At 71.9% G+C, this 25,590-nt stretch carries 21 protein-coding genes and 1 pseudogene; 10 read left to right on the plus strand and 12 right to left on the minus strand.

Annotation, left to right across the window (positions count from 1 at the left end):
* Positions 1-37 precede the first annotated feature (37 nt).
* Both ACFYXV_RS05285 and ACFYXV_RS05290 read right to left on the minus strand, forming a co-directional pair.
* Positions 38-1,240, minus strand: a complete 1,203-nt coding sequence (locus ACFYXV_RS05285; protein WP_389382029.1) for an outer membrane lipoprotein carrier protein LolA — start codon at positions 1,238-1,240, stop codon at positions 38-40.
* Positions 1,241-1,476: 236 nt separating this feature from the next.
* The gene (locus ACFYXV_RS05290) at positions 1,477-2,487 is read right to left on the minus strand and encodes a polyprenyl synthetase family protein (protein ID WP_383344141.1); all 1,011 of its coding nucleotides are present in this window, start codon (positions 2,485-2,487) and stop codon (positions 1,477-1,479) included.
* Between the two features lie 190 nt (positions 2,488-2,677).
* Between ACFYXV_RS05290 and ACFYXV_RS05295 the strand changes: the two genes are divergently transcribed.
* The gene (locus tag ACFYXV_RS05295; RefSeq protein ID WP_385472659.1) at positions 2,678-4,204 is read left to right on the plus strand and encodes a peptide MFS transporter; all 1,527 of its coding nucleotides are present in this window, start codon (positions 2,678-2,680) and stop codon (positions 4,202-4,204) included.
* 21 nt (positions 4,205-4,225) lie between these two features.
* The gene (locus tag ACFYXV_RS05300) at positions 4,226-6,238 is read left to right on the plus strand and encodes a CocE/NonD family hydrolase (RefSeq protein WP_385472662.1); all 2,013 of its coding nucleotides are present in this window, start codon (positions 4,226-4,228) and stop codon (positions 6,236-6,238) included.
* 53 nt (positions 6,239-6,291) lie between these two features.
* On the opposite strand, the gene ACFYXV_RS05305 is transcribed toward ACFYXV_RS05300, so the two are convergent.
* On the minus strand, positions 6,292-7,113 hold the full coding sequence (locus ACFYXV_RS05305) for an HAD family hydrolase (protein WP_385472665.1): 822 nt from the start codon (positions 7,111-7,113) through the stop codon (positions 6,292-6,294).
* A gap of 140 nt (positions 7,114-7,253) precedes the next feature.
* Between ACFYXV_RS05305 and fahA the strand changes: the two genes are divergently transcribed.
* The 8 genes and pseudogenes from fahA to ACFYXV_RS05345 all read left to right on the plus strand — a co-directional run.
* Positions 7,254-8,492: a fumarylacetoacetase gene (gene fahA, locus ACFYXV_RS05310; protein ID WP_389382030.1), complete on the plus strand. Its 1,239-nt coding sequence runs from the start codon at positions 7,254-7,256 to the stop codon at positions 8,490-8,492.
* A 151-nt stretch (positions 8,493-8,643) separates the two neighbouring features.
* Positions 8,644-9,414 (plus strand): GntR family transcriptional regulator, encoded by a 771-nt coding sequence (locus tag ACFYXV_RS05315; RefSeq protein ID WP_385472671.1) that lies wholly within the window; start codon positions 8,644-8,646, stop codon positions 9,412-9,414.
* 40 nt (positions 9,415-9,454) lie between these two features.
* On the plus strand, positions 9,455-9,682 hold the full coding sequence (locus tag ACFYXV_RS05320) for a ferredoxin family protein (RefSeq protein WP_109778462.1): 228 nt from the start codon (positions 9,455-9,457) through the stop codon (positions 9,680-9,682).
* A gap of 14 nt (positions 9,683-9,696) precedes the next feature.
* The gene (locus ACFYXV_RS05325) at positions 9,697-11,058 is read left to right on the plus strand and encodes an ABC transporter substrate-binding protein (protein WP_389382031.1); all 1,362 of its coding nucleotides are present in this window, start codon (positions 9,697-9,699) and stop codon (positions 11,056-11,058) included.
* The gene (locus ACFYXV_RS05330) at positions 11,055-11,891 is read left to right on the plus strand and encodes an ABC transporter permease (protein WP_389382032.1); all 837 of its coding nucleotides are present in this window, start codon (positions 11,055-11,057) and stop codon (positions 11,889-11,891) included. The genes ACFYXV_RS05325 and ACFYXV_RS05330 overlap by 4 nt, the downstream gene beginning before the upstream one ends.
* A gap of 83 nt (positions 11,892-11,974) precedes the next feature.
* Positions 11,975-12,739 (plus strand): ABC transporter ATP-binding protein, encoded by a 765-nt coding sequence (locus tag ACFYXV_RS05335; RefSeq protein ID WP_385472680.1) that lies wholly within the window; start codon positions 11,975-11,977, stop codon positions 12,737-12,739.
* 22 nt (positions 12,740-12,761) lie between these two features.
* Positions 12,762-15,470, plus strand: coding sequence for a fumarate reductase/succinate dehydrogenase flavoprotein subunit (locus tag ACFYXV_RS05340; RefSeq protein WP_389382033.1), 2,709 nt, complete (start codon positions 12,762-12,764; stop codon positions 15,468-15,470).
* A gap of 105 nt (positions 15,471-15,575) precedes the next feature.
* Positions 15,576-16,175, plus strand: a pseudogene (locus tag ACFYXV_RS05345) (Uma2 family endonuclease); the annotation flags it as partial.
* A 29-nt stretch (positions 16,176-16,204) separates the two neighbouring features.
* Here the strand turns inward: ACFYXV_RS05345 and ACFYXV_RS05350 are convergent.
* From ACFYXV_RS05350 to nuoL, 9 genes are all read right to left on the minus strand, one after another.
* Positions 16,205-16,861 (minus strand): contact-dependent growth inhibition system immunity protein, encoded by a 657-nt coding sequence (locus ACFYXV_RS05350; protein ID WP_385467520.1) that lies wholly within the window; start codon positions 16,859-16,861, stop codon positions 16,205-16,207.
* A gap of 12 nt (positions 16,862-16,873) precedes the next feature.
* Positions 16,874-17,173, minus strand: a complete 300-nt coding sequence (locus tag ACFYXV_RS05355; RefSeq protein ID WP_385467517.1) for an RNase A-like domain-containing protein — start codon at positions 17,171-17,173, stop codon at positions 16,874-16,876.
* A 32-nt stretch (positions 17,174-17,205) separates the two neighbouring features.
* Positions 17,206-17,796 (minus strand): hypothetical protein, encoded by a 591-nt coding sequence (locus ACFYXV_RS05360; RefSeq protein ID WP_389382035.1) that lies wholly within the window; start codon positions 17,794-17,796, stop codon positions 17,206-17,208.
* A gap of 17 nt (positions 17,797-17,813) precedes the next feature.
* Positions 17,814-19,598: an RNase A-like domain-containing protein gene (locus ACFYXV_RS05365; RefSeq protein ID WP_389382036.1), complete on the minus strand. Its 1,785-nt coding sequence runs from the start codon at positions 19,596-19,598 to the stop codon at positions 17,814-17,816.
* A complete protein-coding gene (locus ACFYXV_RS05370) occupies positions 19,598-19,903 on the minus strand; it encodes a WXG100 family type VII secretion target (RefSeq protein WP_134072122.1) in 306 nt (101 codons plus the stop codon). The genes ACFYXV_RS05365 and ACFYXV_RS05370 overlap by 1 nt, the downstream gene beginning before the upstream one ends.
* Before the next feature lie 23 nt (positions 19,904-19,926).
* Positions 19,927-20,316 carry a WXG100 family type VII secretion target gene (locus tag ACFYXV_RS05375; RefSeq protein ID WP_389382037.1) on the minus strand — a complete coding sequence of 130 codons (390 nt, stop codon included), beginning with the start codon at positions 20,314-20,316 and terminating at the stop codon, positions 19,927-19,929.
* A gap of 132 nt (positions 20,317-20,448) precedes the next feature.
* Positions 20,449-22,095 carry an NADH-quinone oxidoreductase subunit NuoN gene (nuoN, locus tag ACFYXV_RS05380; protein WP_385467536.1) on the minus strand — a complete coding sequence of 549 codons (1,647 nt, stop codon included), beginning with the start codon at positions 22,093-22,095 and terminating at the stop codon, positions 20,449-20,451.
* Between the two features lie 5 nt (positions 22,096-22,100).
* Positions 22,101-23,693: an NADH-quinone oxidoreductase subunit M gene (locus ACFYXV_RS05385; protein WP_389382038.1), complete on the minus strand. Its 1,593-nt coding sequence runs from the start codon at positions 23,691-23,693 to the stop codon at positions 22,101-22,103.
* Between the two features lies 1 nt (position 23,694).
* Positions 23,695-25,590, minus strand: coding sequence for an NADH-quinone oxidoreductase subunit L (gene nuoL, locus ACFYXV_RS05390; protein ID WP_385467502.1), 1,896 nt, complete (start codon positions 25,588-25,590; stop codon positions 23,695-23,697).

Raw genomic sequence — 25,590 nt, forward strand, 5'->3', positions numbered from 1 at the left:
CGCCCACCCTTCGGACAGCCCTACCGGGCCTGCGGCACTACTTGTTGGCGTCGGCCGCCCGCACCAGGGCGTCCTTGGTGACCGCGCCGACGTAGACCTTGCCGTCGTCCGTGATCAACGCGTTGACCAGGCGGGTCTTGAAGACCCGGCCCTCGCCGAACGTGCCGTTGACCTTGCCGCCGAGGGAGTCGAGGAACTGCTTGGCCTCCTTCGGAGCGTCCTTGTCGTTCTCAAGTTCCTTCAGGCTCTTGCCGGCACCGGTGTCGATGCGGGCGATCGTCGCCCAGCCCTCGCCGAGCACCTTCGTCTCGCCGCCCTTGCCGCCCATGCCGCCGGTCAGGGCGTCCAGGCCGGGGAAGGAGTCCAGACCCTTGAACTCCTTGCCGTGGCCGTCCTTGCCCGCCTCGGCGGCACCCTCGGTCACCTTGGCGCCCTTGGGCGCGGTGAAGGCGAAGGTGTCGGCGGCGGGCTTGGCGAAGTCCACCTTGGTGAACCCGGCGTCGACGATCGGCTTGCCGCCCTCGGCCGCGAGCAGCTGGACCCGCAGCGGCACGCCGTTCTTGGCGTCCACCGCGATCTTGACCGAGCCGACCGTGGTTCCGGTCTGCTTCGGCTTCAGCACGAGCTGGTACGCGTCCCGGCCGGCCACCTGCGCGGTCTCGCCCACGCTGACGTCCGTGGTCGGGCCGGCGGCCTTCAGCACGTCCTGGGCCAGCTGCTGGGGCGAGGCGCCGCCCAGCCGGTCGGCCGTCTTCTTCTCGTCCTTGCCCGCCGCCGCCTCGGGGTTCTTCTCGTGCCAGACCTCGTTGGCCTTGCTGTCGTAGCCCCACACGTCGGCGCCGTTGTGGATCAGGCTGTACTCGTCCTTGCCGTCCACGAACGTGAGCTTCTGACGGTCCGGGCCGTCGGCGGCGACGCGCACGGTGTGCGAGCCGTTCGCCAGCTGCGCGATCTTGTCCTCGGGGTTGGCCGAGCCGCCCGAGACGCCCCCGCCGCCGAGGAGGCCGCTCGCCAGCTTCGGCAGACCCAGGTCGGTGCTGATCTTCGCGCTGCCGGACAGCTGCTGCACGTCGGAGGCGGCGATCTTCTCGATCAGCTGCTGCGCGGTCACCTTCGGCAGGTCCGGACCGCCGGAGTTCGCGAAGGCCGGGACCATCGCCACGGTCGCGGCGGCCACACCCGCCACCGCTACCGGTACGGCGTACCGGGCGGCCTTGCGGGTCTTTGCGTTCGTTGCCATGTCTGCCCCTACCTCCGTGTCACCCGTTCTGGTGTGTCTCCATCTGACCAAAGGGGAGGGGGCCGGGGCGTCACTCCCCGGGGCCAACTCGGCGTACGCCCCAGGGATGACACGGCGAGGGCCCGGCGTCCCCGACCCGTAGGGGATGCCGGGCCCTCGCCCCTGCCGAAACTCCTGCCCGGACGTATCCGGGCGTACCGGCCGAGCCCCGGGGGGCGGGCCTGAAGGCGGACGCGCTAGCCGGCCCGGTGCACCACCGCGTCGCAGAGCTCTTCGAGCGCCGACTTCGCGAAGCACTCCGGCAGCGGCGCCAGCGTGGCCCGCGCGTCCTGCGCGTAGCGGATCGTGTCGCGACGGGCCTGCTCCAGCGCGGGGTGCACCCGCAGCCGGGCCAGCACCTGCGCGTGCAGGGCGTCGTCGCTCAGGTCCCCGTCGAGGAGGTCCAAGAGCTCCAGGTCGGCCGGGTCGCCGCCCCGCGCCGCCATCTCGCGCAGCCGCAGCACGGGCAGCGTGGGGATGCCCTCGCGCAGGTCGGTGCCCGGGGTCTTGCCGGACTCGTGCGAGTCGGAGGCGATGTCCAGGACGTCGTCGGCGAGCTGGAAGGCGATGCCGAGGCGCTCCCCGTACTGGGTCAGGATGTCGACGACCGATTCGTCGGCGCCGGACATCAGCGCGCCGAACCGGCCGGAGACCGCGATCAGCGAGCCGGTCTTGCCGGCCATGACGTCGAGGTAGTGGGCGACCGGGTCGCGACCGTCGCGCGGGCCGGCCGTCTCCAGGATCTGGCCGGTGACCAGCCGCTCGAAGGCCTCGGCCTGGATGCGCACGGCCTCCGGCCCGAGGTCGGCCAGGATGTGCGAGGCGCGGGCGAACAGGAAGTCACCCGTCAGGACGGCCACCGAGTTGCCCCAGCGGGCGTTGGCGCTGGCCACGCCCCGACGCTCGTCCGCCTCGTCCATGATGTCGTCGTGGTAGAGCGTCGCCAGGTGGGTGAGCTCGACGACCACCGCGGCGGGCACGATGCCGGGCGCGTAGGGGTCGCCGAATCGGGAGGCGAGCATCACCAGCAGCGGCCGGAACCGCTTGCCCCCGGCGCGCAGCAGGTGCTGCGCGGCATCGGTGATGAAGGGGACTTCGCTCTTGGTGGCCTCCAGCAGACCCGCCTCGACGGCGGCCAGTCCGGCCTGGACATCGGTCTCAAGAGCCTGGTCCCGCACGCTCAGTCCGAACGGCCCGACGACGGTCACGAGGGGTACTCCTGTCTGCTGACGATCACGCTGACGATCACCTGGATTGTCGATGTGTCGCTGCCATCACTCAAGCCAGCGTATCCGGTCTGTTTTCGATCACCGAGAGCGGCCGTCATGTCGCCACCCGCGCACTGCCCGATGCGTACCGGTATGTTCTTGAGGAGCCGAAACAACCGGAGAATGCGTTTTGTCCAGAACTGACACCGCAATAGAGGAGCCGGCGGAGCCGGTCGACCCGGAGGCGGACCAGCCGCCGCCCTCCGACGGCCACGCCTTCCTCGGGCATCCCCGGGGCCTCGCCACGCTGTCCGGACTGGAGGTCTGGGAGCGCTTCTCGTTCCTCGGCATGCAGGCCATCCTCGTCCTCTACTTCGCGGACACGGTGGCGAACGGCGGCCTCGGGATGGACCCGGGCACCGCGGCCTCCGTCTCGGCGGCCTACGGCACCATGGTCTACCTCGTCTCCGTCGCCGGCGGGTGGCTCGCCGACCGCATCCTCGGTTCGTACCGGGCCGTGCTCTGGGGCGGCATCCTGATCGCCTGCGGCCACTACGCCATGGCGGTGCCGACGGCCGCCATGACCTGGACGGGCCTCGGCCTGATCAGCGCCGGCACCGGCCTGCTCAAGCCCAACGTGGCCAGCATGGTCGGCAAGCTGTACCGGACGGACGACGACCGGCGCGACGCCGGCTTCGCCCTGTACTACATGGCCATCAACATCGGTGCCTTCGCCGGACCCCTGATCACCGGCTGGCTCGGCGAGCACCAGGGCTGGCACTGGGGCTTCTCCGCCGCCGCCGTGGGCATGACCGCGGGCTTGGTCCAGTACGTGCTCGGCCGCCGCCATCTGGCCGGGCGAAAGCACTCGGCCGAGTACCCCCTCGCCCCCGGCGCGATGCGCCGCGCCGTCCGGTGGATCGTCGCCGGACTCCTCGGCGCGGGCGCCCTCGCCACTCTTCTGGCCGCCGTCGGGTGGCTGACGATGGGCCGTTTCGTCGACCTGCTCACCCTCGTCTCGGTGATCGCTCCGGTCGTCTACTTCGCGGTGATGTTCCGCAGCCCGCGCGTGACGCGCGAGGAACGCGGACGGCTGCGCCCGTACGTGGTCCTCTTCCTCGCCTCCGTCGCCTTCAACTTCATCCTCTTCCAGGCCTACTCCACGATGATGCTGCTCGCGTCGACGAACGCCCGGACCGAGATCCTCGGCTTCCACTTCCCCGCGAGCTGGTACGCCTCCGCGCTCGGCGCGTTCGAAGTGGCGCTCGCCCCGGTCGTCGCCGCGCTGTGGGCCAGGATGGGCCGCCGCCAGCCGCACGCCTCCAACAAGATCGCCATGGGGGTGGTCCTGGGCGGCCTGTCCTTCCTGCTGATGGTCATCCCGACCTCGGGGCACGGCGGCCAGGCGTACCAGATGGCCGCCTGGTGGATCGTCGGCTCGTACCTGCTGCTCGGTCTCGGTGACGTCCTGCTGGAGACCTCCGGCATGTCGGCCACCACCAAGCTCGCCCCGAAGGCCTTCGCCAGCCAGACCATGGCGCTGTGGTTCCTCTCGCTCGCCCTGGCCAACGGCATCCAGGCCCAGGTGGTCAAGGTCTACGGCCAGGTGTCCGCCCCCGCGTACTTCGGCGTCAACGGAGCGGTCGCGGTGGTGGCGGGGCTGGCCGTGATGGCTCTGGCGCCGTGGCTGCGCCGCACGATGCACCCCGTCCACTGAGGCCCAGGTGGTGGTTTCCGCATGATCATCCGTACCGAGTTCCCGTACGGGACGACCCACGAGGATGTCCGGATCCCGATGCCCGACGGCGTCGAGCTGTACGCCCGGATCTGGCGGCCCGTGACCGACGAGCCGGTCCCGGCCCTGCTGGAGTACCTGCCGTACCGGCTGACCGACTGGACCGCGCCGCGCGACTGGCAGCGCCACCCCTGGTACGCGGGCCACGGCTACGCCTCGGTCCGGGTGGACGTACGGGGCCACGGCTGCAGCGGCGGGAACCCGGGCGACGAGTACGACCCGCGGGAACTGGCCGACGGGGTGAAGGTGGTGGAGTGGCTGGCGGAGCAGCCGTGGTGCACGGGGTCGGTGGGGATGTTCGGGATCTCGTGGGGCGGGTTCAACTCGCTCCAGATCGCGGCGCTGGCCCCCGAGGCCCTGAAGGCCGTCGTCACGGTCTGCTCGACGGACGACCGGTACGACAACGACGTCCACTACATGGGCGGCTCGGTGCTGGCCGTGGACATGCACGCGTGGGCGGCGACCATGCTGGCCTTCGCGGCCCGGCCGCCGGACCCGCTGTTCGCCGGGGACGGCTGGCGCGAGCAGTGGCTGGCGCGGCTGGAAGCCGTCGAACCCCTGATCCACACCTGGCTCGCCCACCAGACGCGGGACGACTACTGGCGCCACGGCAGCGTCTGCGAGGACTACGGGGCGATCGGCGCGGCCGTGCTGGCGGTGGGCGGCTGGCACGACCCGTACCGGGACACGGTGCTGAGGCTGGTCTCCCACCTGCCGGACGACCGGGTGCGGGGGCTGATCGGGCCGTGGTCGCACCAGTATCCGGACCGGGGTCTGCCGCCCGGCCCGGCGATCGGCTTCCTCCAGGAGACCCTGCGCTGGTGGGACCACTGGCTGAAGGGCGAGGAGAACGGGGTGATGGACGAGCCGCTGCTGCGGTCCTGGATCTCGGAGTCCCATCCGCCGGCGACCTCGTACGAGGTGCTGCCGGGGAGGTGGGTCGCGGACGCCGGGTGGCCCTCCCCCTCCGTCACCCCGGTCACGTACGCGCTCCAGGGCGCGCCGGTGGCCGTGGCCTCGCCGCAGCACACGGGGCTGGACGCGGGGCGGTTCTTCCCGTTCGGCAACGACGCGGACCTCCCGCCGGACCAGCGGGAGGAGGACGCGAAGTCGGCCTGCTTCGAGTTCCCGGTGGGGCGCGAGCCGGTCGAGGTCCTGGGCCGGGCGCAGGTGACGGCCCGGCTGCGGATGGACGTCCCGTACGGGCAGGTGGTGGCCCGGCTGTGCGACGTGGCGCCCGACGGGTCCTCGACGCTGGTGACGCGGGGAGCGCTGAACCTCTCGGCGCGGCTGGGGCGGGACAAGGCGGTGCCGTGGCCGGTGGGCGCGTACGAGGACGTGGTGTTCGAGCTGAACGGCATCGGGCACCGCTTCGCCGCCGGGCACCGGATCCGGCTCGCGCTGTCATCGGCGTACTGGCCGTGGATCTGGCCGCGGGCCGGGTCGGAGGCGGGGTGGACCGTGGATCCGGCGGGGAGTTCGGTGGTGCTGCCGGTGCGCGCGACCTCCGCGGCCGCGGCCGCCGCGGACGCGGAGGTCGGCTTCGGGCCGCCGGAGCAGGCCGAGCCGCTGGGGGTGTCGTACCCGGCCACGCTGGACGAGCCGGGGCCGGAGCGGCTGGTCGTACGGGACGTGGCGCGGGGGCGGTGGCGGCTGGAGGTGGACCCGCGGTACGGGGGCACGCGGGTGTTTCCGGACGGGCTGGAGTACGGGGAGGACGCGGAGGAGGTGTACGAGATCGACTCGGCGGACGCCTTGTCGGCGCGGGCGCGCTCGCGGTGGCGGATCCGGTTGCACCGGCCGGAGTCGGGGTGGGACGCGCGGGTGGAGACGCGGTCGGAGGTCCGGTGCGACGAGGGCGGGTTCTTGACCTCGAACGAGGTGGTGTGCCGGGAGGGGGAGGAGGTGGTGTTCCACCGGACGTGGGAGCGGCGCCTTCCGAGGGCGGCGGGCTGAGGGCAGGGCCGGGGGCCCTGCCCGGCCGGAACCGACCGGGGTGGGGCCGGCGCTCAGCCGCGGTAGAGGCGTTCCAGGACCACGGCGATGCCGTCCTGTTCGTTGGAGAGGGTCAGTTCGTCGGCCACCGCCACCAACTCGCGGTGGGCGTTCGCCATCGCCACCCCGTGGGCCGCCCACGCGAACATCGGGATGTCGTTCGGCATGTCGCCGAAGGCGATCGTCGACGACGGGCCGACGCCCAGCGCCTCCGCCGCCAGCGCGAGCCCGCTCGCCTTGCTGACGCCCGGCGGCTGGAGCTCCACCGTGTGCTCCCCCGCCATCGTCACGTTCACCAGGTCCCCGACCACCGCGCGCGCCACCCGCGTCAGCTCGTCGTCGTCCAGCTCCGGGTGCTGGAGCAGCACCTTGTTGATCGGCGCGGCCCACAGGTCGCCGCGCCCGCGCACCCGGACCGTCGGCAGGTGCGGGTGCCACATGCGGTAGCCCGGCCCTATCAGCATCTCGGCGTCCACCCCCTCCTGGTTGACCGCCGCGTAGACCTCGCCGATCTCCGCCTCGATCTTCCCGAGCGCCACCTCGGCCAGCTCCCGGTCCAGCGCGATGGAGTGCAGCAGGCGCGCGCCCGCCGTGTCGTACACCTGCGCGCCCTGCCCGCACACCGCGAGCCCCGTGTAGCCGAGGTCGTCCAATACGTGACGGACCTGCGGAACGGGGCGTCCGGTGACGATGATGTGCTGGGCGCCGGCGGCGCGCGCCGTCGCGAGCGCCGCGTACGAGCGGGCGGAGACGGTGTCTCCGGCGCGCAGCAGGGTCCCGTCCAGGTCAGTGGCGATCAAGGCGAACGGGGGGGCCGAAGGCGGGGCGGAAGTCACGGCGCAAGGATACGGACCCCTTTGGACAAGTCCTACAAATAGAGCCCCAATCCGGCCTCCCACCGGCCCCACTGGCCACGTAACGTATCAACCAGCCCCCGGGACACCCCCGGTCCGCAGCGAAAGCGAGGCAGTACCCCATGCCCCAGCAGAGCCCCCTCGATGTCCCCGAGGGCGACCCGTTCGGGCCGCACAACCTCCCGTACGGCGTCTTCTCGACCGCCGGTTCCACCGGCGACGGGCCGGCCCGCCGTCGTATCGGCGTGCGCATCGGCGCACACGTGATCGACGCGGGGGCGGCCGCGGCCGCGCTCGGTTCCCCGTACGCCGCGCTGCTCGGGCAGTCCTCGCTCAACCCGCTGCTCGCCGCCGGCCGCACCGCCTGGCGCGACGTGCGCCGCGCGCTGACCGCGTGGGTGACCGACCCGGGCCACCGCGAGACGGTCGAGGCGCACCTCTTCCCGCTGGACGCCGTCACCCTGCACCTGCCGTACGAGGTCGCCGACTACGTCGACTTCTACGCGAGCGAGCACCACGCCACCAACGTGGGCCACATCTTCCGCCCGGACGGCGAGGCGCTGACCCCCAACTGGAAGCACCTGCCGATCGGTTACCACGGCCGCTCCGGGACGATCGTGGTCTCGGGGACGGACGTCGTACGGCCCTCCGGGCAGCGCAAGGCGCCCTCCGACCCGGCGCCGGTCTTCGGGCCGTCCGTCAAGCTCGACATCGAGGCGGAGGTCGGCTTCGTCGTCGGCACCCCGTCCGAGCAGGGCCGCCCCGTGCCGCTGGCCGACTTCGAGGACCACGTCTTCGGGCTGTTCCTGCTCAACGACTGGTCGGCCCGCGACATCCAGGCCTGGGAGTACGTGCCGCTCGGCCCCTTCCTCGGCAAGTCCTTCGCCACCTCCGTCTCCGCCTGGGTCACCCCCCTGGAGGCCCTGGAGGCGGCCCGGGTCGCCCCGCCCGCCCGCGACTTCCCCCTCCTGCCCTACCTCGACGACGCGGAGGCCGACCGGCCCGGCGGCTTCGACCTGCGCATCACCGTCTCCATCAACGGGCAGGAGGTCGCTCAGCCGCCGTTCGCGACGATGTACTGGACCGCCGCCCAGCAGCTCGCGCACATGACGGTCAACGGCGCCTCCCTGCGCACCGGCGACGTCTACGGCTCTGGCACGGTCAGCGGCCCCCAGGTCGGCCAGCGCGGCTCTCTGCTCGAGCTGACGTGGAACGGCCGCGACGCCATCGAGCTCGCCGACGGCAAGCGCACCTTCCTGGAGGACGGGGACACCGTCACCCTCACCGCCTGGGCGCCGGGCCCGGAGGGCACCCGCGTCGGCCTCGGCGAGGTCACCGGCCGCATTGTGGGATCCCGCTAGTCCGGCCCTTGGGACGGACCATGGCACCGGGGTGGCGGATCTCTCCGCCACCCCGGCGTCTTGCCAGGTCACAGCCCTGCCGCTGAGTGCCCGCGGTGGCGCAATACTGCGGCAACACCACTGGCCGGAAGCCGTCGGTATGTTCCGTGCCATGCCAGCCGAACGCACCCGTGAGCACACCGTCCCGGTCGCCGCCGCGCGCCGGCGGCGGCTGCGCGCGGACCAGGCGCGGCAGCTCGCCGACCTGCTGCGCCACCAGATCCTGGCCGGCGGCTACCCCGGCGGGGTCCTCCCGCTGGAGGACGTCCTCGCCGCCGAGTACGGAGCCGGCCGCAACACCGTCCGCCAGGCCCTCGACCTGCTGCGCGGCGAGCGGCTCGTCGAACGCCGCCCGGGCGTCGGCACCGTCGTCGTCTGCGAGAAGTACCCGCACGGCCTCGACCGCCTCCAGGGCCTGGCCGAGACCCTCCACGAGCACGGCCGGGTGACCAACGAGGTCCGCACGGTCGGCCCGGTGCGCGCCCCGGCCCCGGTCGCCGGGCGGCTGGGCCTTCCCGAGCACGCCGACGTGCTCTACATCGAGCGGCTGCGGCGCCTGAACGGGCTGCCGCTCTCCCTCGACCTCACGTACGTCCCCCTCGACATCGGCGCCGGACTGCTCGGCTGCGACCTGGAGAACACCGACGTCTTCCGGCTGCTGGAGTCCCTGACCGGGCAGGCGCTCGGCCACGCCGAGATCACCCTGGAGGCCGTCAACGCCGACGCGCACTCCGCCGCCGTGCTGCAGGCACCGCGCGGGGCCGCCGTGCTGATGCTGGAGCGGCTCACCCATCTGCGCGACGGCCGGCCCGTGGACCTGGAGTTCATCCGCTTCCGCGGCGACCGGATCACCATGAGCGGCCTGCTCCACCGCTCCCTCTGACCAGCCCCCCCCTGCCGTACCCACCTTCCTGGAGACAGCCATGCCTGTGGTCCCCCAGCGCGGCGACGTGCCCGTGACCATCGACGAGTCCCTGTGCATCGACGGCTGCACCCTGTGCGTCGACATGTGCCCGCTCGACTCGCTCGCCATCCGCGAGGACGACGGCAAGGCGTACATGCACGTGGACGAGTGCTGGTACTGCGGCCCCTGCGCCGCCCGCTGCCCCACGGGCGCGGTGACCGTCAACATGCCCTACCTGCTCCGGTGAAAGGCCCTGTTCCGATGCTCCGTACGAGAGCCCTCGCACCCGCTCTGCTGCTCCTCGCCCCGCTGGCCGGCGGGTGCGGCGCGAGCGCGTCCGGGGCGGACGGCCCCAAGACCGTGACGGTGACCGTCGGCTACCAGTCCAAGACCATCAACACCGTCACCGCCGGGACCCTGCTGCGCTCCCTCGGCTACTTCGAGCAGGAGCTCGCGGCGCGCGGCCGGCAGGACGGCGTCACCTACAAGGTCGACTGGCAGGACTACGCCACGGGCGCGCCCATCACCGCCCAGATGACCGCGGGGAAGGTGGACATCGGCTCGATGGGCGATTTCCCGCTCCTGCTCAACGCGGCGCGCGGCAAGGAGCTGGGGCAGCCGACCCGGCTCGTCTCGGTGACCGGCTACAACCTGCGCGGCGGCCTCAACACGATCGTCACCGCGCCGGGCGCGCCGTACGCCTCCCTGGCCGACCTGCGCGGCAAGAAGGTGTCCACCTCGGTCGGCTCGGCCGCGGACGGGACCCTCGTACGGGCCCTCCAGCGCGCCGGGATCGATCCGTCGAACGGCGTCCAGAAGCTCAACCAGCAGCCCAGCGTGGGGGCATCGGCCCTCCAGGCGGGCAGTGCGGACGCGCTGTCGCAGTTCGTGGCCTGGCCGGGGCAGCTCGCGTACGAGGGGAAGGCGAAGGCCCTGTACGACGGGGCCGAGCTGAACCTGCCGACGTTCCACGGGGTCACGGTGCGGCAGAAGTTCGCGGCGCAGCGGGCCGGCGTGCTGGACGACTTCCTGCGGGCGCAGCGCAAGGCGACGGAGTACCTGCGGACGCAACCGGTCGCGGCGGCCGAGTCGGTGGCGAAGGAGACGGGGCTGCCGGCGGAGGTCGTGTACCTGTACAACGGCGCGAACGGGATCGCGACCTTCGACCCGGCGCTGCGGCCGGAGCTGGTGGCGGCTCTGAAGGAGGACGTACCGGTCCTGAAGGACGCGAAGCTGGTCGGGGACGTGGACGTGGACGCGTTCGTGGATCCGGCGCCGCTGAAGCGGGCGGTACCGGAGGCGGACCACCCGGCTTACCCGGTGGCCGGTTCCGCCCGCCCCGAGCTGTGGCTGAGGAACGAGCCGGCCACGCGGACGTTCGACACCCCGGCGGCCCTGCTGAAGGCCCTGAAGGGGGCGGGGGCGGGCGCGGTCCGGGCGGCGTACGTGCCGGACGCGGTGACCGGGACCCCGTGGTTCGCGGACAAGGCGGTGTGGGTGGCGCAGGGCGCCGAGCTGCGGGCCTTCGTCACGCCGGCGGGCGCGAAGTCGTACGTCGACCAGCACGCGGGATCCGGGGCGCGGATCGTGGGCTTCGCCGAAGCCGAAGGCCTGGCGTCGTGACGCCGGGCCGCAGGCTGCTGAGGCTGGCTTCGCTCGGAGCGGCTCTGCTGGCCTGGCAGCTGCTGACCTCCCTGGACGTGGAACTCTGGCTCCGCTTCGGGCAGTTCCCGACGGTGACGGAGGTGGCGTCGAAGCTGGCGGAGCGGGCGTCGACGGCCCCGTACTGGGAGGACCTGTCCTCCAGCCTGCGCCGGATCGTGTCGGGCTTCGCCCTGGCGGCTGTGCTGGGGGTGGCGGTGGGCACGGCGATCGCCCGCTCGCGGGTGGCGGCGGACGTGCTGGGGCCGGTGCTGGAGGTCCTGCGCCCGATTCCGGCGATCGCGCTGGTCCCCGTCGCCATCCTGCTGTTCCCCTCGAACGAGCAGGGGATCGTGTTCATCACGTGCGCGGCGGCGTTCTTCCCGGTGCTGGTCTCGACGCGGCACGCGGTGGCCGCGCTGTCACCGGTCTGGGAGGAGGCGGCCCTCACGATGGGCGCGGGGCGGGGGCGCGTCCTGCTGTCGGTGGTGCTCCCCGGCTCCCTCCCCGGCATCTTCGGGGGCTTGTCGGTCGGGATCGGGGTGTCGTGGATCTGTGTGATCTCGGCGGAGATGATCTCGGGCGAGTACGGGGTGGGCTACCGCACCTGGCAGGACTACACGGTCGTGGACTACCCGGGTGTCTTCGTCGGCATGGCGACGATCGGCGCGCTGGGCTGGCTGACCTCGACGGCGGTGGAACGCCTGGGCCGCCGCCTCACGCACTGGCTCCCGACCCGCACCGAGCGGCCCGCACCGGCCGCCGCCCCGAAACCGGTCCCCGGCCGCGCCTCCGCTGAACCAGCCCTCCCCTGACCCGGCGCGGCGGGAAGGAAGCCCGCGCGGCGGGACCGGAGCCGGCGGGCACCGGCATTCGACTACGTACAGGAGGTCCCCCGATGTCCGCATCCGCGGCGGCGGCGCCCGCCACCACCACCGTCCCCGAAACCCCCGGCGCCGGCGCCGCCCTCCGCCTGGACGGCGTGCGGCTCGGCCGGGCCGGCGGGCCCGCCGTCCTCGACCGGCTCGACCTCGCCGTCCGGCCCGGCGAGGTGCTCGCCGTCGTCGGGCCCTCCGGCTGCGGGAAGTCCACCCTGCTGCGCACCCTCGCCGGGCTGCTGCCCCCGCTCGCCGGCACCGTCACGCAGGACGGATCCCCGATCACCCGCCCCGGCGCCGACCGCGCGCTCGTGTTCCAGGAGGACGCCCTCCTCCCCTGGCGCACCGTGCGGGCCAACGTCGAACTGCCCCTGCTCATCCGCCGCGCACCCCGCGCCGAGCGGCGCCGCACCGCCACCGACTGGCTGGCCCGCGTCGGTCTGGCCGACCACGCCCTCAAACTGCCGCACCAGCTCTCCGGCGGCCAGCGCCAGCGCGTCCAGCTGGCCCGCGCCCTCGCCGCGCGCCCCCGCGCCGTCCTCATGGACGAGCCCTTCGGCGCGCTCGACGCCCAGACCCGCGCCGGGATGCAGGACCTCCTGGTCGACGTCCTCGCCGGTACCGGCGCGACCGTCGTCTTCGTCACCCACGACGTGGACGAGGCCCTGTTCGTCGCCGACCGCGTCGCGCTCCTCGGCACCGGCACGGTGCTCGACGTACCGGCCCCGCGCGAGCGGACCGCCGATCACTCCGCCCTGCGCACCCGCATCCTCTCCACCCTCTGACCCCCGAAGGACGACCCCGACCATGGACATCCCCGCACTCGCCGACGCCGAGGAACTCTCCTGCGACGTCCTCGTCATCGGCGGCGGCACCGCCGGCACCATGGCGGCCCTGACCGCCGCCGGCCGCGGCGCGCGGGTGCTGCTGCTGGAGAAGGCGCACGTGCGCCACTCCGGCGCCCTCGCCATGGGCATGGACGGGGTCAACAACGCGGTCGTCCCCGGCCGCGCCGAGCCCGACGACTACGTCGCCGAGATCACCCGGGCCAACGACGGCGTCGTCGACCAGTCGACCGTCCGCCAGACCGCCACCCGCGGCTTCGCGATGGTCCAGCGCCTGGAGTCGTACGGGGTGAAGTTCGAGAAGGACGAGCACGGCGAGTACGCCGTCCGCCGCGTCCACCGCTCCGGTTCGTACGTGCTGCCCATGCCCGAGGGCAAGGACGTCAAGAAGGTCCTCTACCGGCAGCTGCGCCGCCGCGAGATGCGCGAGCGGATCCGCATCGAGAACCGCGTGATGCCGGTGCGGATCCTCACCTCGCCCGAGGACGGCCGGGCCATCGGCGCCGCCGCCTTCAACACCCGTACCGGTGCCTTCGTGACCGTCCGCGCGGGCGCCGTGATCCTGGCGACCGGCCCCTGCGGCCGACTCGGACTCCCCGCCTCCGGATACCTGTACGGGACGTACGAGAACCCCACCAACGCCGGTGACGGCTACGCCATGGCCTACCACGCGGGCGCGGCCCTCACCGGGATCGAATGCTTCCAGATCAACCCGCTGATCAAGGACTACAACGGCCCGGCGTGCGCGTACGTCGCGAACCCCTTCGGCGGCTACCAGGTCAACCGGCACGGGGAGCGGTTCGTCGACTCCGACTACTGGTCGGGGCAGATGATGTCGGAGTTCGCGGCCGAACTCGCCTCGGACCGGGGGCCGGTGTACCTGAAGCTCAGCCACCTCCCGGAGGAGACCGTCTCGGCGCTCGAATCGATCCTGCACACCACCGAGCGGCCGACCCGCGGCACCTTCCACGAGGGTCGCGGCCACGACTACCGCACGCACGACATCGAGATGCACATCTCGGAGATCGGACTGTGCGGCGGCCACTCGGCGTCGGGCGTGCGCGTCGACGACCACGCGCGCACCACCGTGCCGCGGCTGTACGCGGCCGGGGACCTGGCCTCCGTACCGCACAACTACATGATCGGGGCGTTCGTCTTCGGCGACCTGGCGGGCGAGGACGCGGCGCGGTACACGGCGTACGAGGGGCCCCTGCCGGCGGACCAGGTGGCGGCGGCGCACGAGTTGGTCTATCGGCCGCTGCGCCGGCCGGACGGGCCCCCGCAGCCGCAGGTGGAGTACAAGCTGCGGCGGTTCGTGAACGACTACGTGGCTCCGCCGAAGACGGGCGCGAAGCTGTCCCTGGCCGTGGAGGCCTTCGCCCGGATGAGCGGCGAGATCGAGGAGATGGGGGCGCGGACGGCGCACGAGCTGATGCGGTGCGCGGAGGTGTCGTTCATCCGGGACTGCGCGGAGATGGCGGCGCGGGCCTCGCTGGCGCGGACGGAGTCCCGCTGGGGCCTCTACCACGAGCGGCTCGACCACCCGGAGCGCGACGACCCGGCCTGGCTGCACCACCTGGACCTGCGCAAGTCGGCCTCGGGGGCGATGGAGTTCACGGCCCGGCCGGTGGAGCCGTACGTGGTCCCCGTCCCCGAGTTCACCCCGCAGGGCGGCCCCTCCCGCCACCTGGGCGAGGTCGAACTGGTCGGCGTGGCCACGGCGGGCCCGCGCACGGCGCCCCCGGCGGCCGGTGCCGCGGGGCCGGCGGCCGCGGTCCCGGTCCCGGTCGGAGCCGGCGGCCCCTCGCCCCGGATCCTCGAACTGCTGCGCCTCGCCGAGGAGTCGCCGGATCTGGCCGCCCTGCGCCCGTACCTCGGCGACCCCGATCCCGCCGTGCGGGCCGCGGCCGTCGCCGTGCTCGGGGAGACCGTCCCGGCCGGAACCGGGCCCGAGCTGGCGGGGCGGCTCGCCGACGGCGATCCGGCCGTACGGGCCGCCGCCGCGGCCGCGCTGCGGGAGCTGCTGGAGGTGCTGCCGGGCGAGCCGGAGCTCGGGGCCGCCCTGCGCGAGGCCCTGCCGGTCCCCGACGCGGCGGTGCGGGCGGCAGCGCTCGAAGCCCTGCGTGCGCTGCGGCTCGGCGACGCCGGCCTGTACGCACGATCGCTCGCGGACCCCGACCCGGAGGTCCGAATCCACGCCGTACGGGCGCTGGTCTCGGTGGACGCGGTCGCGGAACTCGCGCGGGCCGCCGCCGATCCGGCCCGTGAGGTCCGGGTGGCGGTGGCCAAGGGGCTCGCGGCGGTCCACTCCCCGGCGCCGGCCCCGCTGGACCCGCTCCTCAGGGACCCGGACCCGCTGGTCCGCGCCGCGGCCCTGGCGGCGCTGGCGGCGACGGGCTGCCCGGAGCCGTACGCCGCCACGGCCGTCGCGGCCCTGGCCGACCCGGCGTGGCAGGTCCGCGCGGGCGCGGCCACGGCCCTCGCGGCGGCCGACCCCGCCACGGCCGTGGACGCCCTGGCCTCGGCCCTGAAGGACGACAACGCCGACGTCCGCAAGGCCGCGGTCCTCTCCCTGCGCACCCACCGCCCCCACCCGCAGGCCCGCACGGCCCTGGCCACGGCCACCTCGGACCCGGACGCGGATGTCCGCGCATATGCCTCTCGCCACTGACGGGGTCAACATCAGCGCACCGTTCACACGTGCGGACGGTCTCGGAAAGAGCTCCGGCGATAGGCTGGACGCACTCCCGAGACTCTCCGTATGGGAGCACTACCGATGAGCGTCGATCCCGAAAGGACCGGCCCCGGATACCACTGGCCGGTCCCGCCGGCAGGCGGATGGACCGGTGACGACCTTGACCGGCTTCCCAACCTGCCTCCGCACACGGAGCTGATCGACGGGAGCCTGGTCTTCGTGAGTCCGCAGACTCGTTTTCACATGCGCGCCCTGAGGTTCTTCGAGCAACAGCTCGAACCCTTGGTACCCATGGGACTTGAGTTGCTCAGAGAGTTCACGATCGACATCGACAGGCGCAACAGGCCCGAACCGGACGTGATCGTCGCCGAGGAGGACAGCGAGGACCCGGACCAGATCCGGCTCCCGGCATCGATCGTCCGGCTGGCCATCGAAATCGTCTCCCCGGAGTCGGTGGGACGTGACCGCGAAACCAAACCGATCAAGTACGCCCGTGCCAGGATCCCGCACTTCTGGCGGGTGGAGAACAACGGGGGCCGGGCGGTGGTTTACGTGTACGAGCTCGACCCGGCCACGAAGGTGTACGTGGCCACTGGCATCTTCCACGACCGCCTCAAGGTGTCGGTCCCGTTCCCCATCGACCTGGACCTCACCGGGATCATGCCGAAGCGCCGCCGCGCCGAATGGCGCGGCCGGGCCGAGACGCTCGATCAGCCGTGCGCCAGGCTCATCGCCACCGACTGGAACCACGCGCCGTACGAGAAGGGCTCGGGCGGGCCGACCTCCATGCCGAGTTCCGCGGCGGCCAGGGCGTAGTCGGCTTCGTCCAGGGGGAGGGCGAGGAGTTCGTGGAGCTCGCCGACGAGGCGGGCGGTCAGCTGGGGGTCCGTGGTGGCGGCGTAGTCCGCGACGGCGGCCTCGTGGCCGGGGAACTCGTCGACGATGTCCTGGGAGAACCAGCCGCCCAGCAGCTGCGCGGTCTCCGGGAACCGGGCGTGCCACTCCCAATGGGTCTGCGGGGTCGACGGCGGCGGCACTTCGCCTTCCTCGATGCTCCGCTTGAGGTGGTCCGCGAGCACGAGCAGCCAGTCGCCGATCTCGGACTGCGGCATCCCGGTGTCGGGGACGGCGTAGAACTCGCCGAGACCGATCCGCAGGCGGCCCGGAGGATTGCGGCTGTACTCGCGCAGTTGGCGCTCGGCCTCGGCGACGGACCAGGGCCGGGTGTGCCAGGTGTGGCGCAGATAGGCGTCCAGCGCGCGGCTGCGCCGTTCGCTCGTATCGTCTGCGGGCTGCCCGAGATAGGCGCGCATCACCTGATCGAGCTCGCCGTAGCGCCGATCGTGTTCGAGGGGCTTCATGGACACGCTCGGCTGCCTCTACAGGTAGAACGGGACGGTGGTCTGGACGGCGAAACCGTGCGGGCTCGCGGGCTCGCGCCGCAGGACGACGCGGGCCGCCCGGACCTCGACGGGCTCCTGGCCGGCGAGCATCATCGCCTCCAGCAGCACCCGGCCGACGGGCTCCTCCCGGGAGGGCCAGGAGGCCTCGATGGTGAGGCGTGCCCGCGTCCCCTGGGCGAGCCAGCGGTGGATGACCTGCTCGTTGGCGGTGACCACCTGCTGGGTGGCCCACTGGGCGGTCTCCCGGTCGGGGTAGGTGGCGGATCGGGTCAGCATGGCTTCATCCTCTCAAAGCGCCCCTGCCGCGCTCACTGGTCGGCGAGGTTCCAGAACAGCCCCACCTCGGTGTCGGAGACGACGACCAGCCCGGAGTCCTCCCAGTAGAAGGTCATCGGGCTGTAGCTCCAGTGGGAGGACGTGAAGTCCAGCGTGCCGGTCCCGGGTGCGCCGACGGTGACGTTGGTGTGGCAGGTGACCGCGTCTCCGTAGCGGGCCAGGATGGTGCGGGCCAGGTCCCGCAGCTCGTCGGAGCTCTCGGCGAACCGTTCGAGGCTCCGCAGGGTGCAGCCTTCGTCGGTGAGCGCGAGCAGCAGGTCCTCGGCGCTCGCACGGTCGATCTCCCGCAGCCGTTCCCCGACATCGGCGGGCGTGAGGGGGCGGAAGGGGTCGGCCGACCGGGGCGGGCCGAAGGGGAAGGCCGGCCGGGCCGCCCGTTCGGGATCGTCCGCGGTGTCGTCCAGCCCGGCCCAGCCGCGCGGGTCGGGGACGGCGCGCTCCATGACGGCGAGCGCGTCGGCCCTCCAGTCCTCCTGGGTGCGCGGCCCCGTGGCGATGAAGGCGTACGCGTCCTCGTAGAGGTGGCGTACCGCCGCTTCCCAGGACGCCTGGTCGGTGGACATCTTCGAAGGACCCCTTCTCATTTGCTGGGCATGGACGTCATGACGGTGAACGGAGGATTGCGGCTGCTGTCGTACCTGATCCTCGTGTCGATGCCCTTCACGTCCTGCGCCTGGGCCTTGAGTCCGCCCTGCTTGTATCCGGACAGCGGATCGTTCGGGTCGGTCGGCTGCTTGCTGACGCTGCGGCCGCTGACCTCGCCATTGGGCGCCGTCCCCTTGAAGTCCTTGACATCGCCTTCGGCCGGCGGCGGCGGACCCTTGATCCAGGCGTCGATGGCCGCCGCGTTCTGGTTGAGGTTGTGCTGGGTGAGCTGCTGCGCGCGCTCGTAGTCCGGGAAGGCGGAGGAGGCGCTCGGCTTCGGTTTGCCGTGGGGCCAGGCGTCCGTCGGACCGTTGGCCTGCTGGTCGCGAAGGCGCTGGGCCAGTTGCTCGTCCGTCTTGCCCACGTGCTTGTCCAGCGTGTGGCCGTCCGCCATGTACTCGTTGGCGGCCAGGTCCAGCGTGTACTTGCCGGTCGCCGAGTCGACCTTCAGCCAGGTCTGCGAGGTGGTCTTGAACTCCTCCAGCGCGCGGGCCCCGAACCCGTGGGCGCGGGCGACCCCGGCCTCGAACTTCGGGGCGCTCAGGTCTGCTTCCCGCAGCGGCTCCTCCAGCGCCCCCATCCGTGTGGTGAGGCCGTCCAGGATGCCGGTGTACTTGTCCACGATGCGGTTCAGCTTGGCGGTGTCCATGTTCAGGACCGTCTTGACGTCGAAGCTCAGCATGAGCTCGACGCCCTTGCCGACCACGTGGGTCACCGCTCCGATGACGCTCTTGACGCTCAGGTCCTTCTTGGGCTTCTCCAGATCGTCGAGGATCTCCTTGGCGGCCTTCTTGAGAGCCCTCTTGTACTCCTCGGAGACGTCGTGGTTGAGCTCGACGGCCGCTTCCGCGTACTCGCGCAGCAGATCGCTGATCTTGGCCGCCGTGTCGTTGAGCACGCTCAGCACCGGCTCGCTGCCCGTGGCCACCTTGGCCCCGTGCGGGCCGGTGGTGTGCGCCCACTGGTAGCCGTGCCGGGACTGGCCCCAGGCCGTGCCGCCCCACAACGCGCTGCAGAACGTGCGCATGGCCGCTTCCCAGTCGGCCTGCTGGTGGTTGGTGATGGCGCCGAGGGTCATCGTCAGGTTGTCCGCCACCATGGTCACGCAGGTCCCTGCGTTCATCCAGCTGTGGCAGTGCGAGTTGAGGTAGTGCTGCTGCGGGAACGGGTGGACGTCGGCCACCTTGCCGAGCCGGAAGACGTGCTTGGCGACGGGCTGCAGGATGTCCCGGACGAACTCCGGTATGCCCTCCATCGCCCCGCGCAGGAAGTCGTCGCCGCCGTCGTCGTCACCCCACTTGATGTCGGGAACGGAGGCGAAGACGGGCGCCTTGTCGATGACCGTGGGCCGGGGCCGCTGCTCCGGGGTCTGTCCGGGCTTGGGGTGGGCGGCCGCGTCCGCCTTGGTGTAGGCGTTGGCGGTCTCGGTGAAGCCGACGGCGACGCCGCCGACGCTGAGGACGCTCTTGCCCCACACCTCCAGCCACAGGTTCCCGATCTTCTTGTACGCCTGGGCGAACTTCTCGGCGTGGCTGCCGGCGCCGCCGGCGTCCGGGTACTTCTTCAGTCCCTCCAGCAGCGTGTTGGCCCCGCGCATGAGGAGGTCCTGCTGCCCGGCGACCCGGCCGGAGACTCCCCAGAGGTCCTTGGGTTTGACGTCGATGACGCCGCCGCCACCGGGGGACGGAGCCGGGGCGGGGCCCGGTGTCGGTCCGGCCATCAGGCGCCGCCTCCCCAGCCCTGGAGCACCGAACGGTTGGCGGCGGCGTAGTTGAGGTGTCCCTTGACCACGACCTCGTGGAGCCAGGCCTGCGCGGCCTTGATGTCCTGCGCCGAGCGGTCCCACTTGTCCAGCTCGTCGATGAAGGCCTCACGGGCCTCGCCGTCCCAGCTCAGTACGGCCTTCTTGGCGCGCTCGTACAGCACGTCCAGCTTCTCGTTGAGGTCGCGCAGGAGGTCCTCCAAGTCGCCGGAGAGGCGCTGGAGCGTGGCGAAATCGACGGTGATCCGGTCTTCATCCGACATGGCGATGCTGATCCTCGGTGCTCTCAGATGTCCTGGAGGCGGCTCTGCGGGCGGGGCGGCGCCGGGTCAGGCACGGTCAGCGCCTCGGCGGCGGCGGACACGTCCTCCCCGCTCTGTACGCGTTTGAACGCGGCCAGCACCTCCAGCTCCTGGGCCGTGAAGCCGTCGCGGGAGGCGCGCGTGGCCTCTTCCAGGAGGGCGAGCACCTGCCGGATCCGGACGGCGTCCTCGGCGACCCCGCGGTGCAGGGAGCGGTACGCCGTGGCCGTGGGCCCCTGCCAGCCGCCCGCGATCCTGTCGACCACCGCGTCCATGGCCCGGACCTGGCGGTCCAGATGGCGTTGCATCTCGTCGAGGTCGCCGGCGAGCCGTGTGAGGCCGTCCTCAGAGACCGTGAGATCGCCGTCCTGCATGTCATGACCCCCGTCATGCTTGGCGTGTTGCCGATCCGTCGCACTCCGATGATCACACAAGCGGAACATGACGCAGGGCCCGGCACCCCCGAGGGGTACCGGGCCCTGCATCGGCACGCAACCGCCCTGCGGCTACCGGACGAACGTGCTCGCCTGGCCCGCCAGGTCCAGGAAGTACTGCGGGGCCACACCCAGGACGAGGGTCACCGCCACGCCCACCGCGATCGTCGTCATCGTCAGCGGCGAGGGGACGGCCACCGTCGGGCCGTCGGCCTTCGGCTCGCTGAAGAACATCAGGACGATCACCCGGATGTAGAAGAAGGCGGCGATCGCGGACGAGATCACACCGACCACGACCAGCACCCCGGCGCCACCCTCCGCCGCCGCCCGGAACACCGCGAACTTGCCGGCGAAGCCGGAGGTCAGCGGGATGCCGGCGAAGGCCAGCAGGAACACGGCGAACACCGCCGCCGTCAGCGGAGAACGGCGCCCCAGGCCGGCCCACTTGGACAGGTGCGTCGCCTCGCCTCCCGCGTCGCGCACCAGCGTGACCACCGCGAACGCGCCGATCGTCACGAAGGAGTACGCGCCCAGGTAGAAGAGGACGGACTGGACGCCCACCGCCGAGGTCGCGATCACGCCGGCCAGGATGAAGCCCGCGTGCGCGATCGAGGAGTACGCCAGCAGCCGCTTCACGTCGGTCTGCGTCACCGCGATCACCGCACCGGCCAGCATCGTCAGGATCGCCACGCCCCACATCACCGGCCGCCAGTCCCACCGCAGGCCCGGCAGGACCACGTACAGCAGTCGCAGCAGCGCACCGAACGCGGCCACCTTCGTCGCCGCCGCCATGAAGCCCGTGACCGGGGTCGGGGCGCCCTGGTAGACGTCCGGGGTCCACATGTGGAACGGGACCGCGCCGACCTTGAAGAGCAGACCCATCAGGATCAGCGCCCCGCCGATCAGCAGCAGCGCGTCGTTGCCCATGGTGTCGGCGAGCGCCGGGTCGATCTTGGTGACCGTACCGTCGACCACGTCGGCGATCGCCGCGTACGAGACGGAGCCGGCGTACCCGTAGACCAGCGCGATGCCGAAGAGCAGGAAGGCCGAGGAGAAGGCGCCGAGCAGGAAGTACTTGACCGCCGCCTCCTGCGACATCAGCCGCTGGCGGCGGGCGACGGCGCAGAGCAGGTACAGCGGGAGGGAGAAGACCTCCAGGGCCACGAACAGCGTCAGCAGGTCGTTGGCCGCCGGGAAGATCAGCATGCCGGACACCGCGAACAGGGCCAGCGGGAAGACCTCGGTGGTGGTGAAGCCCGCCTTGACGGCGGCCTTCTCGCTCTCGCTGCCCGGCACGGACGCCGCCTGGGCGGCGAACGAGTCCACCCGGTTGCCGTGGGCGGCCGGGTCCAGGCGCCGCTCGGCGAAGGTGAAGACCGCGACGATCGCGGACAGCAGGATGATCCCCTGGAGGAACAGCGCCGGGCCGTCCACGGCCACCGCGCCCATCGCCGCGATGTGCGCCTTGTCGCCGCCGTACCCGCCGGCGGCGAGGCCGACGACCGCGGCGAAGGCCGAGGCCAGCGCGGCGACGGCGAGGAACACCTGGACGTAGTAGCGGGACTTGCGCGGTACGAAGGCCTCTACGAGGACTCCGAGGACCGCCGCGCCCACCACGATCAGCGTGGGCGCGAGCTGCGCGTACTCGATGTGCGGGGCCGGGATCCGGTCGACCGGTTCCCCGGCCGCCAGGGTCAGCAGCCCGTGGGCCGCAGCCATGGTGCTCACTTCGCCGCCTCCCCGTTCTTGGCCTCGACGGCCACCTGTGGCTTCGGATCCTTCTCGTGGACGTCGGACAAGGTGTGCTCCACCGCCGGGTTGACGATCTGGGTGAGCGGCTTCGGGTACACGCCGAGCCCGATCAGCAGCACGATCAGCGGGGCGACCACCAGCACCTCGCGCAGGCGCAGGTCGTGCATCCCGGAGACCTCGGCCTTCACGGGGCCGGTCATCGTGCGCTGGTAGAGCACCAGCGTGTAGAGCGCGGCCAGCACGATGCCGATGGTGGCGATGATGCCGATGACCGGGTACCGGACGAACGTGCCGACCAGGACCAGGAATTCGCTGACGAAGGGCGCGAGGCCCGGCAGCGACAGGGTGGCGAGGCCGCCGATCAGGAAGGTGCCGGCCAGCACCGGGGCCACCTTCTGCACGCCGCCGTAGTCGGCGATGAGCCGGGAGCCGCGGCGCGAGATCAGGAAGCCGGCGACCAGCATCAGCGCCGCCGTCGAGATCCCGTGGTTGACCATGTAGAGCGTCGCGCCCGACTGCCCCTGGGAGGTCATCGCGAAGATGCCCATGATGATGAACCCGAAGTGGGAGATCGAGGCGTACGCGACCAGGCGCTTGATGTCCCGCTGCCCGACCGCGACCAGCGCCCCGTAGACGATGCTGATCAGGGCCAGGACGAGGATCGCCGGTGTGGCCCACTTGCTGGCGTCGGGGAACAGCCCGAGGCAGAAGCGGAGCATCGCGAAGGTGCCGACCTTGTCGACGACCGCGGTGATCAGGACCGCGACCGGGGCGGTGGCCTCGCCCATCGCGTTCGGCAGCCAGGTGTGCAGCGGCCACAGCGGGGCCTTCACCGCGAAGGCGAAGAAGAACCCGAGGAACAGCAGCCGCTCGGTGTTGGTCGCCATGTCGAGCGTGCCCGCGGCGCGGGCGGCGGTGATCTCCTGGAGCGAGAAGTTCCCGGCGACCACGTAGAGGCCGATGACGGCGGCCAGCATGATCAGGCCGCCGGCCAGGTTGTAGAGGAGGAACTTGACCGCCGCGTACGAGCGCTGCGCGGCCGCGTTCTCATCGGACCCGGCGTGCGCCCGGTCCCCGAAGCCGCCGATGAGGAAGTACATCGGGATGAGCATGGCTTCGAAGAAGATGTAGAAGAGGAAGACGTCGGTGGCCTCGAAGGAGATGATCACCATCGCCTCGACCATCAGGATCAGGGCGAAGAAGCCCTGTGTCGGCCGCCAGCGCGTGGACTGGGTCTCCAGGGGATCGGCGTCGTTCCAGCCGGCCCCGATCACGAACGGGATCAGCAGCGCGGTGAGCGCGATGAGCGCCACCCCGATGCCGTCGACGCCCAGTTCGTAGCGCACGCCGAAGTCGGCGATCCAGGCGTGCGATTCGGTGAGCTGGTAGCGGGCGCCACCGGGCTCGAAGCGGACCGCGACGAGCACCGCCAGCGCCAGCGTCGCCAGCGAGAAGAGCAGCGCCAGCCACTTGGCGGCGGTCCTGCGGGCGGCCGGGACGGCCGCCGTCAGGACGGCGCCGACCGCGGGGACCGCGGCCGTCACCGTCAGAAGCGGGAAACTCATCTCACACCGCCCTCATCAGCAGGGTCGCGGCGATGAGGATCGCCGTGCCCCCGAACATCGAGACCGCGTAGCTGCGGGCGTAGCCGTTCTGCAGCTTGCGCAGCCGGCCCGAGGCCCCGCCGACCGCGGCCGCCGTCCCGTTGACCACCCCGTCGACCAGGCTGTGGTCGACGTAGACGAGCGAGCGGGTCAGGTGCTCCCCGCCGCGCACCAGCACGACGTGGTTGAAGTCGTCCTGGTACAGGTCCCGCCGGGCCGCCCGCGTGAGGAGCGAGCCGCGCGGGGCGACGACCGGGACGGGCCGCCGTCCGTACATCGACCAGGCGATGGCGACACCGACGACCAGGACGACCATGGTGGACGCGGTCACCGTCATGGCGCTGACCGGCGAGTCGCCGTGCTCGTAACCGGTGACGGGCTCAAGCCACTTGAGGAACCGCTCGCCGATCTCGAAGAACGCTCCGGCGAACACCGACCCGAACGCCAGGACGATCATCGGGATCGTCATGGACTTCGGGGACTCGTGCGGGTGCGGCTCGTGGCCACTGGCGTCCGGCTGCCAGCGCTTCTCTCCGAAGAAGGTGAGGAGCATGACGCGGGTCATGTAGAAGGCGGTGATGCCGGCGCCCAGCAGGGCGACCCCGCCGAGGATCCAGCCCTGGGTGCCGCCCTTGGCGAAGGCCGCCTCGATGATCATGTCCTTGGAGAAGAAGCCGGACAGACCGGGGAAGCCGATGATCGCCAGGTAGCCGAGGCCGAAGGTGACGAAGGTGACCGGCATGAACTTCCGCAGGCCTCCGTACTTGCGCATGTCCACCTCGTCGTTCATCCCGTGCATCACGGAACCCGCGCCGAGGAAGAGGCCGGCCTTGAAGAAGCCGTGCGTCACCAGGTGCATGATCGCGAAGACGTATCCGATCGGACCGAGGCCGGCGGCCAGGATCATGTACCCGATCTGCGACATCGTCGAGCCGGCGAGGGCCTTCTTGATGTCGTCCTTCGCGCAACCGACGATCGCACCGAAGATCAGCGTGACCGCGCCCACGACGGTGACCACCAGCTGGGCGTCCGGCGCCCCGTTGAAGACGGCGGCCGAGCGGACGATCAGGTACACGCCGGCCGTCACCATCGTCGCCGCGTGGATCAGGGCCGAGACCGGGGTCGGGCCCTCCATCGCGTCCCCGAGCCAGGACTGGAGCGGTACCTGGGCCGACTTGCCGCACGCGGCGAGCAGCAGCATCAGGGCGATCGCCGTCAGCTTGCCCTCGGTCGCGTTCCCCACGGAGGCGAACACCGGGCCGAAGGCGAAGGTCCCGAAGGTGGTGAACAGCAGCATGATCGCGATCGACAGGCCCATGTCGCCGACCCGGTTGACCAGGAAGGCCTTCTTCGCGGCGGTGGCCGCGCTGGGCTTGTGCTGCCAGAAGCCGATGAGCAGGTACGAGGCGAGGCCGACGCCCTCCCACCCGACGTACAGCAGCAGGTAGTTGTCGGCGAGGACCAGGAGCAGCATCGCCGCGAGGAACAGGTTCAGGTAGCCGAAGAAGCGGCGGCGGCGCTCGTCGTGCTCCATGTACCCGATCGAGTAGATGTGGATGAGCGTGCCGACCCCGGTGATCAGCAGGACGAACGTCATCGACAGCTGGTCGAGCTGGAAGGCGACGTCCGCCTGGAAGCCCTCGACGGGGATCCACGTGTACAGCTTCTCGTGCAGGGTGCGGTCCTCTGCCCCGCGGCCCAGCATGTCGGTGAACAGGGCAACGCCGATGCCGAAGGAGGCGGCGGCGAAGAGGGTGCCGAGCCAGTGCCCGGCCTTGTCGAGGCGCCGGCCGCCCAGGAGCAGCACCGCCGCTCCGAGCAGGGGCGCCGCGATCAGCAGCCCGATCAGATTCTCCAC

Source organism: Streptomyces sp. NPDC002181 (assembly GCF_042890485.1).
In the GTDB taxonomy this organism is placed as follows: Bacteria; Actinomycetota; Actinomycetes; order Streptomycetales; family Streptomycetaceae; genus Streptomyces.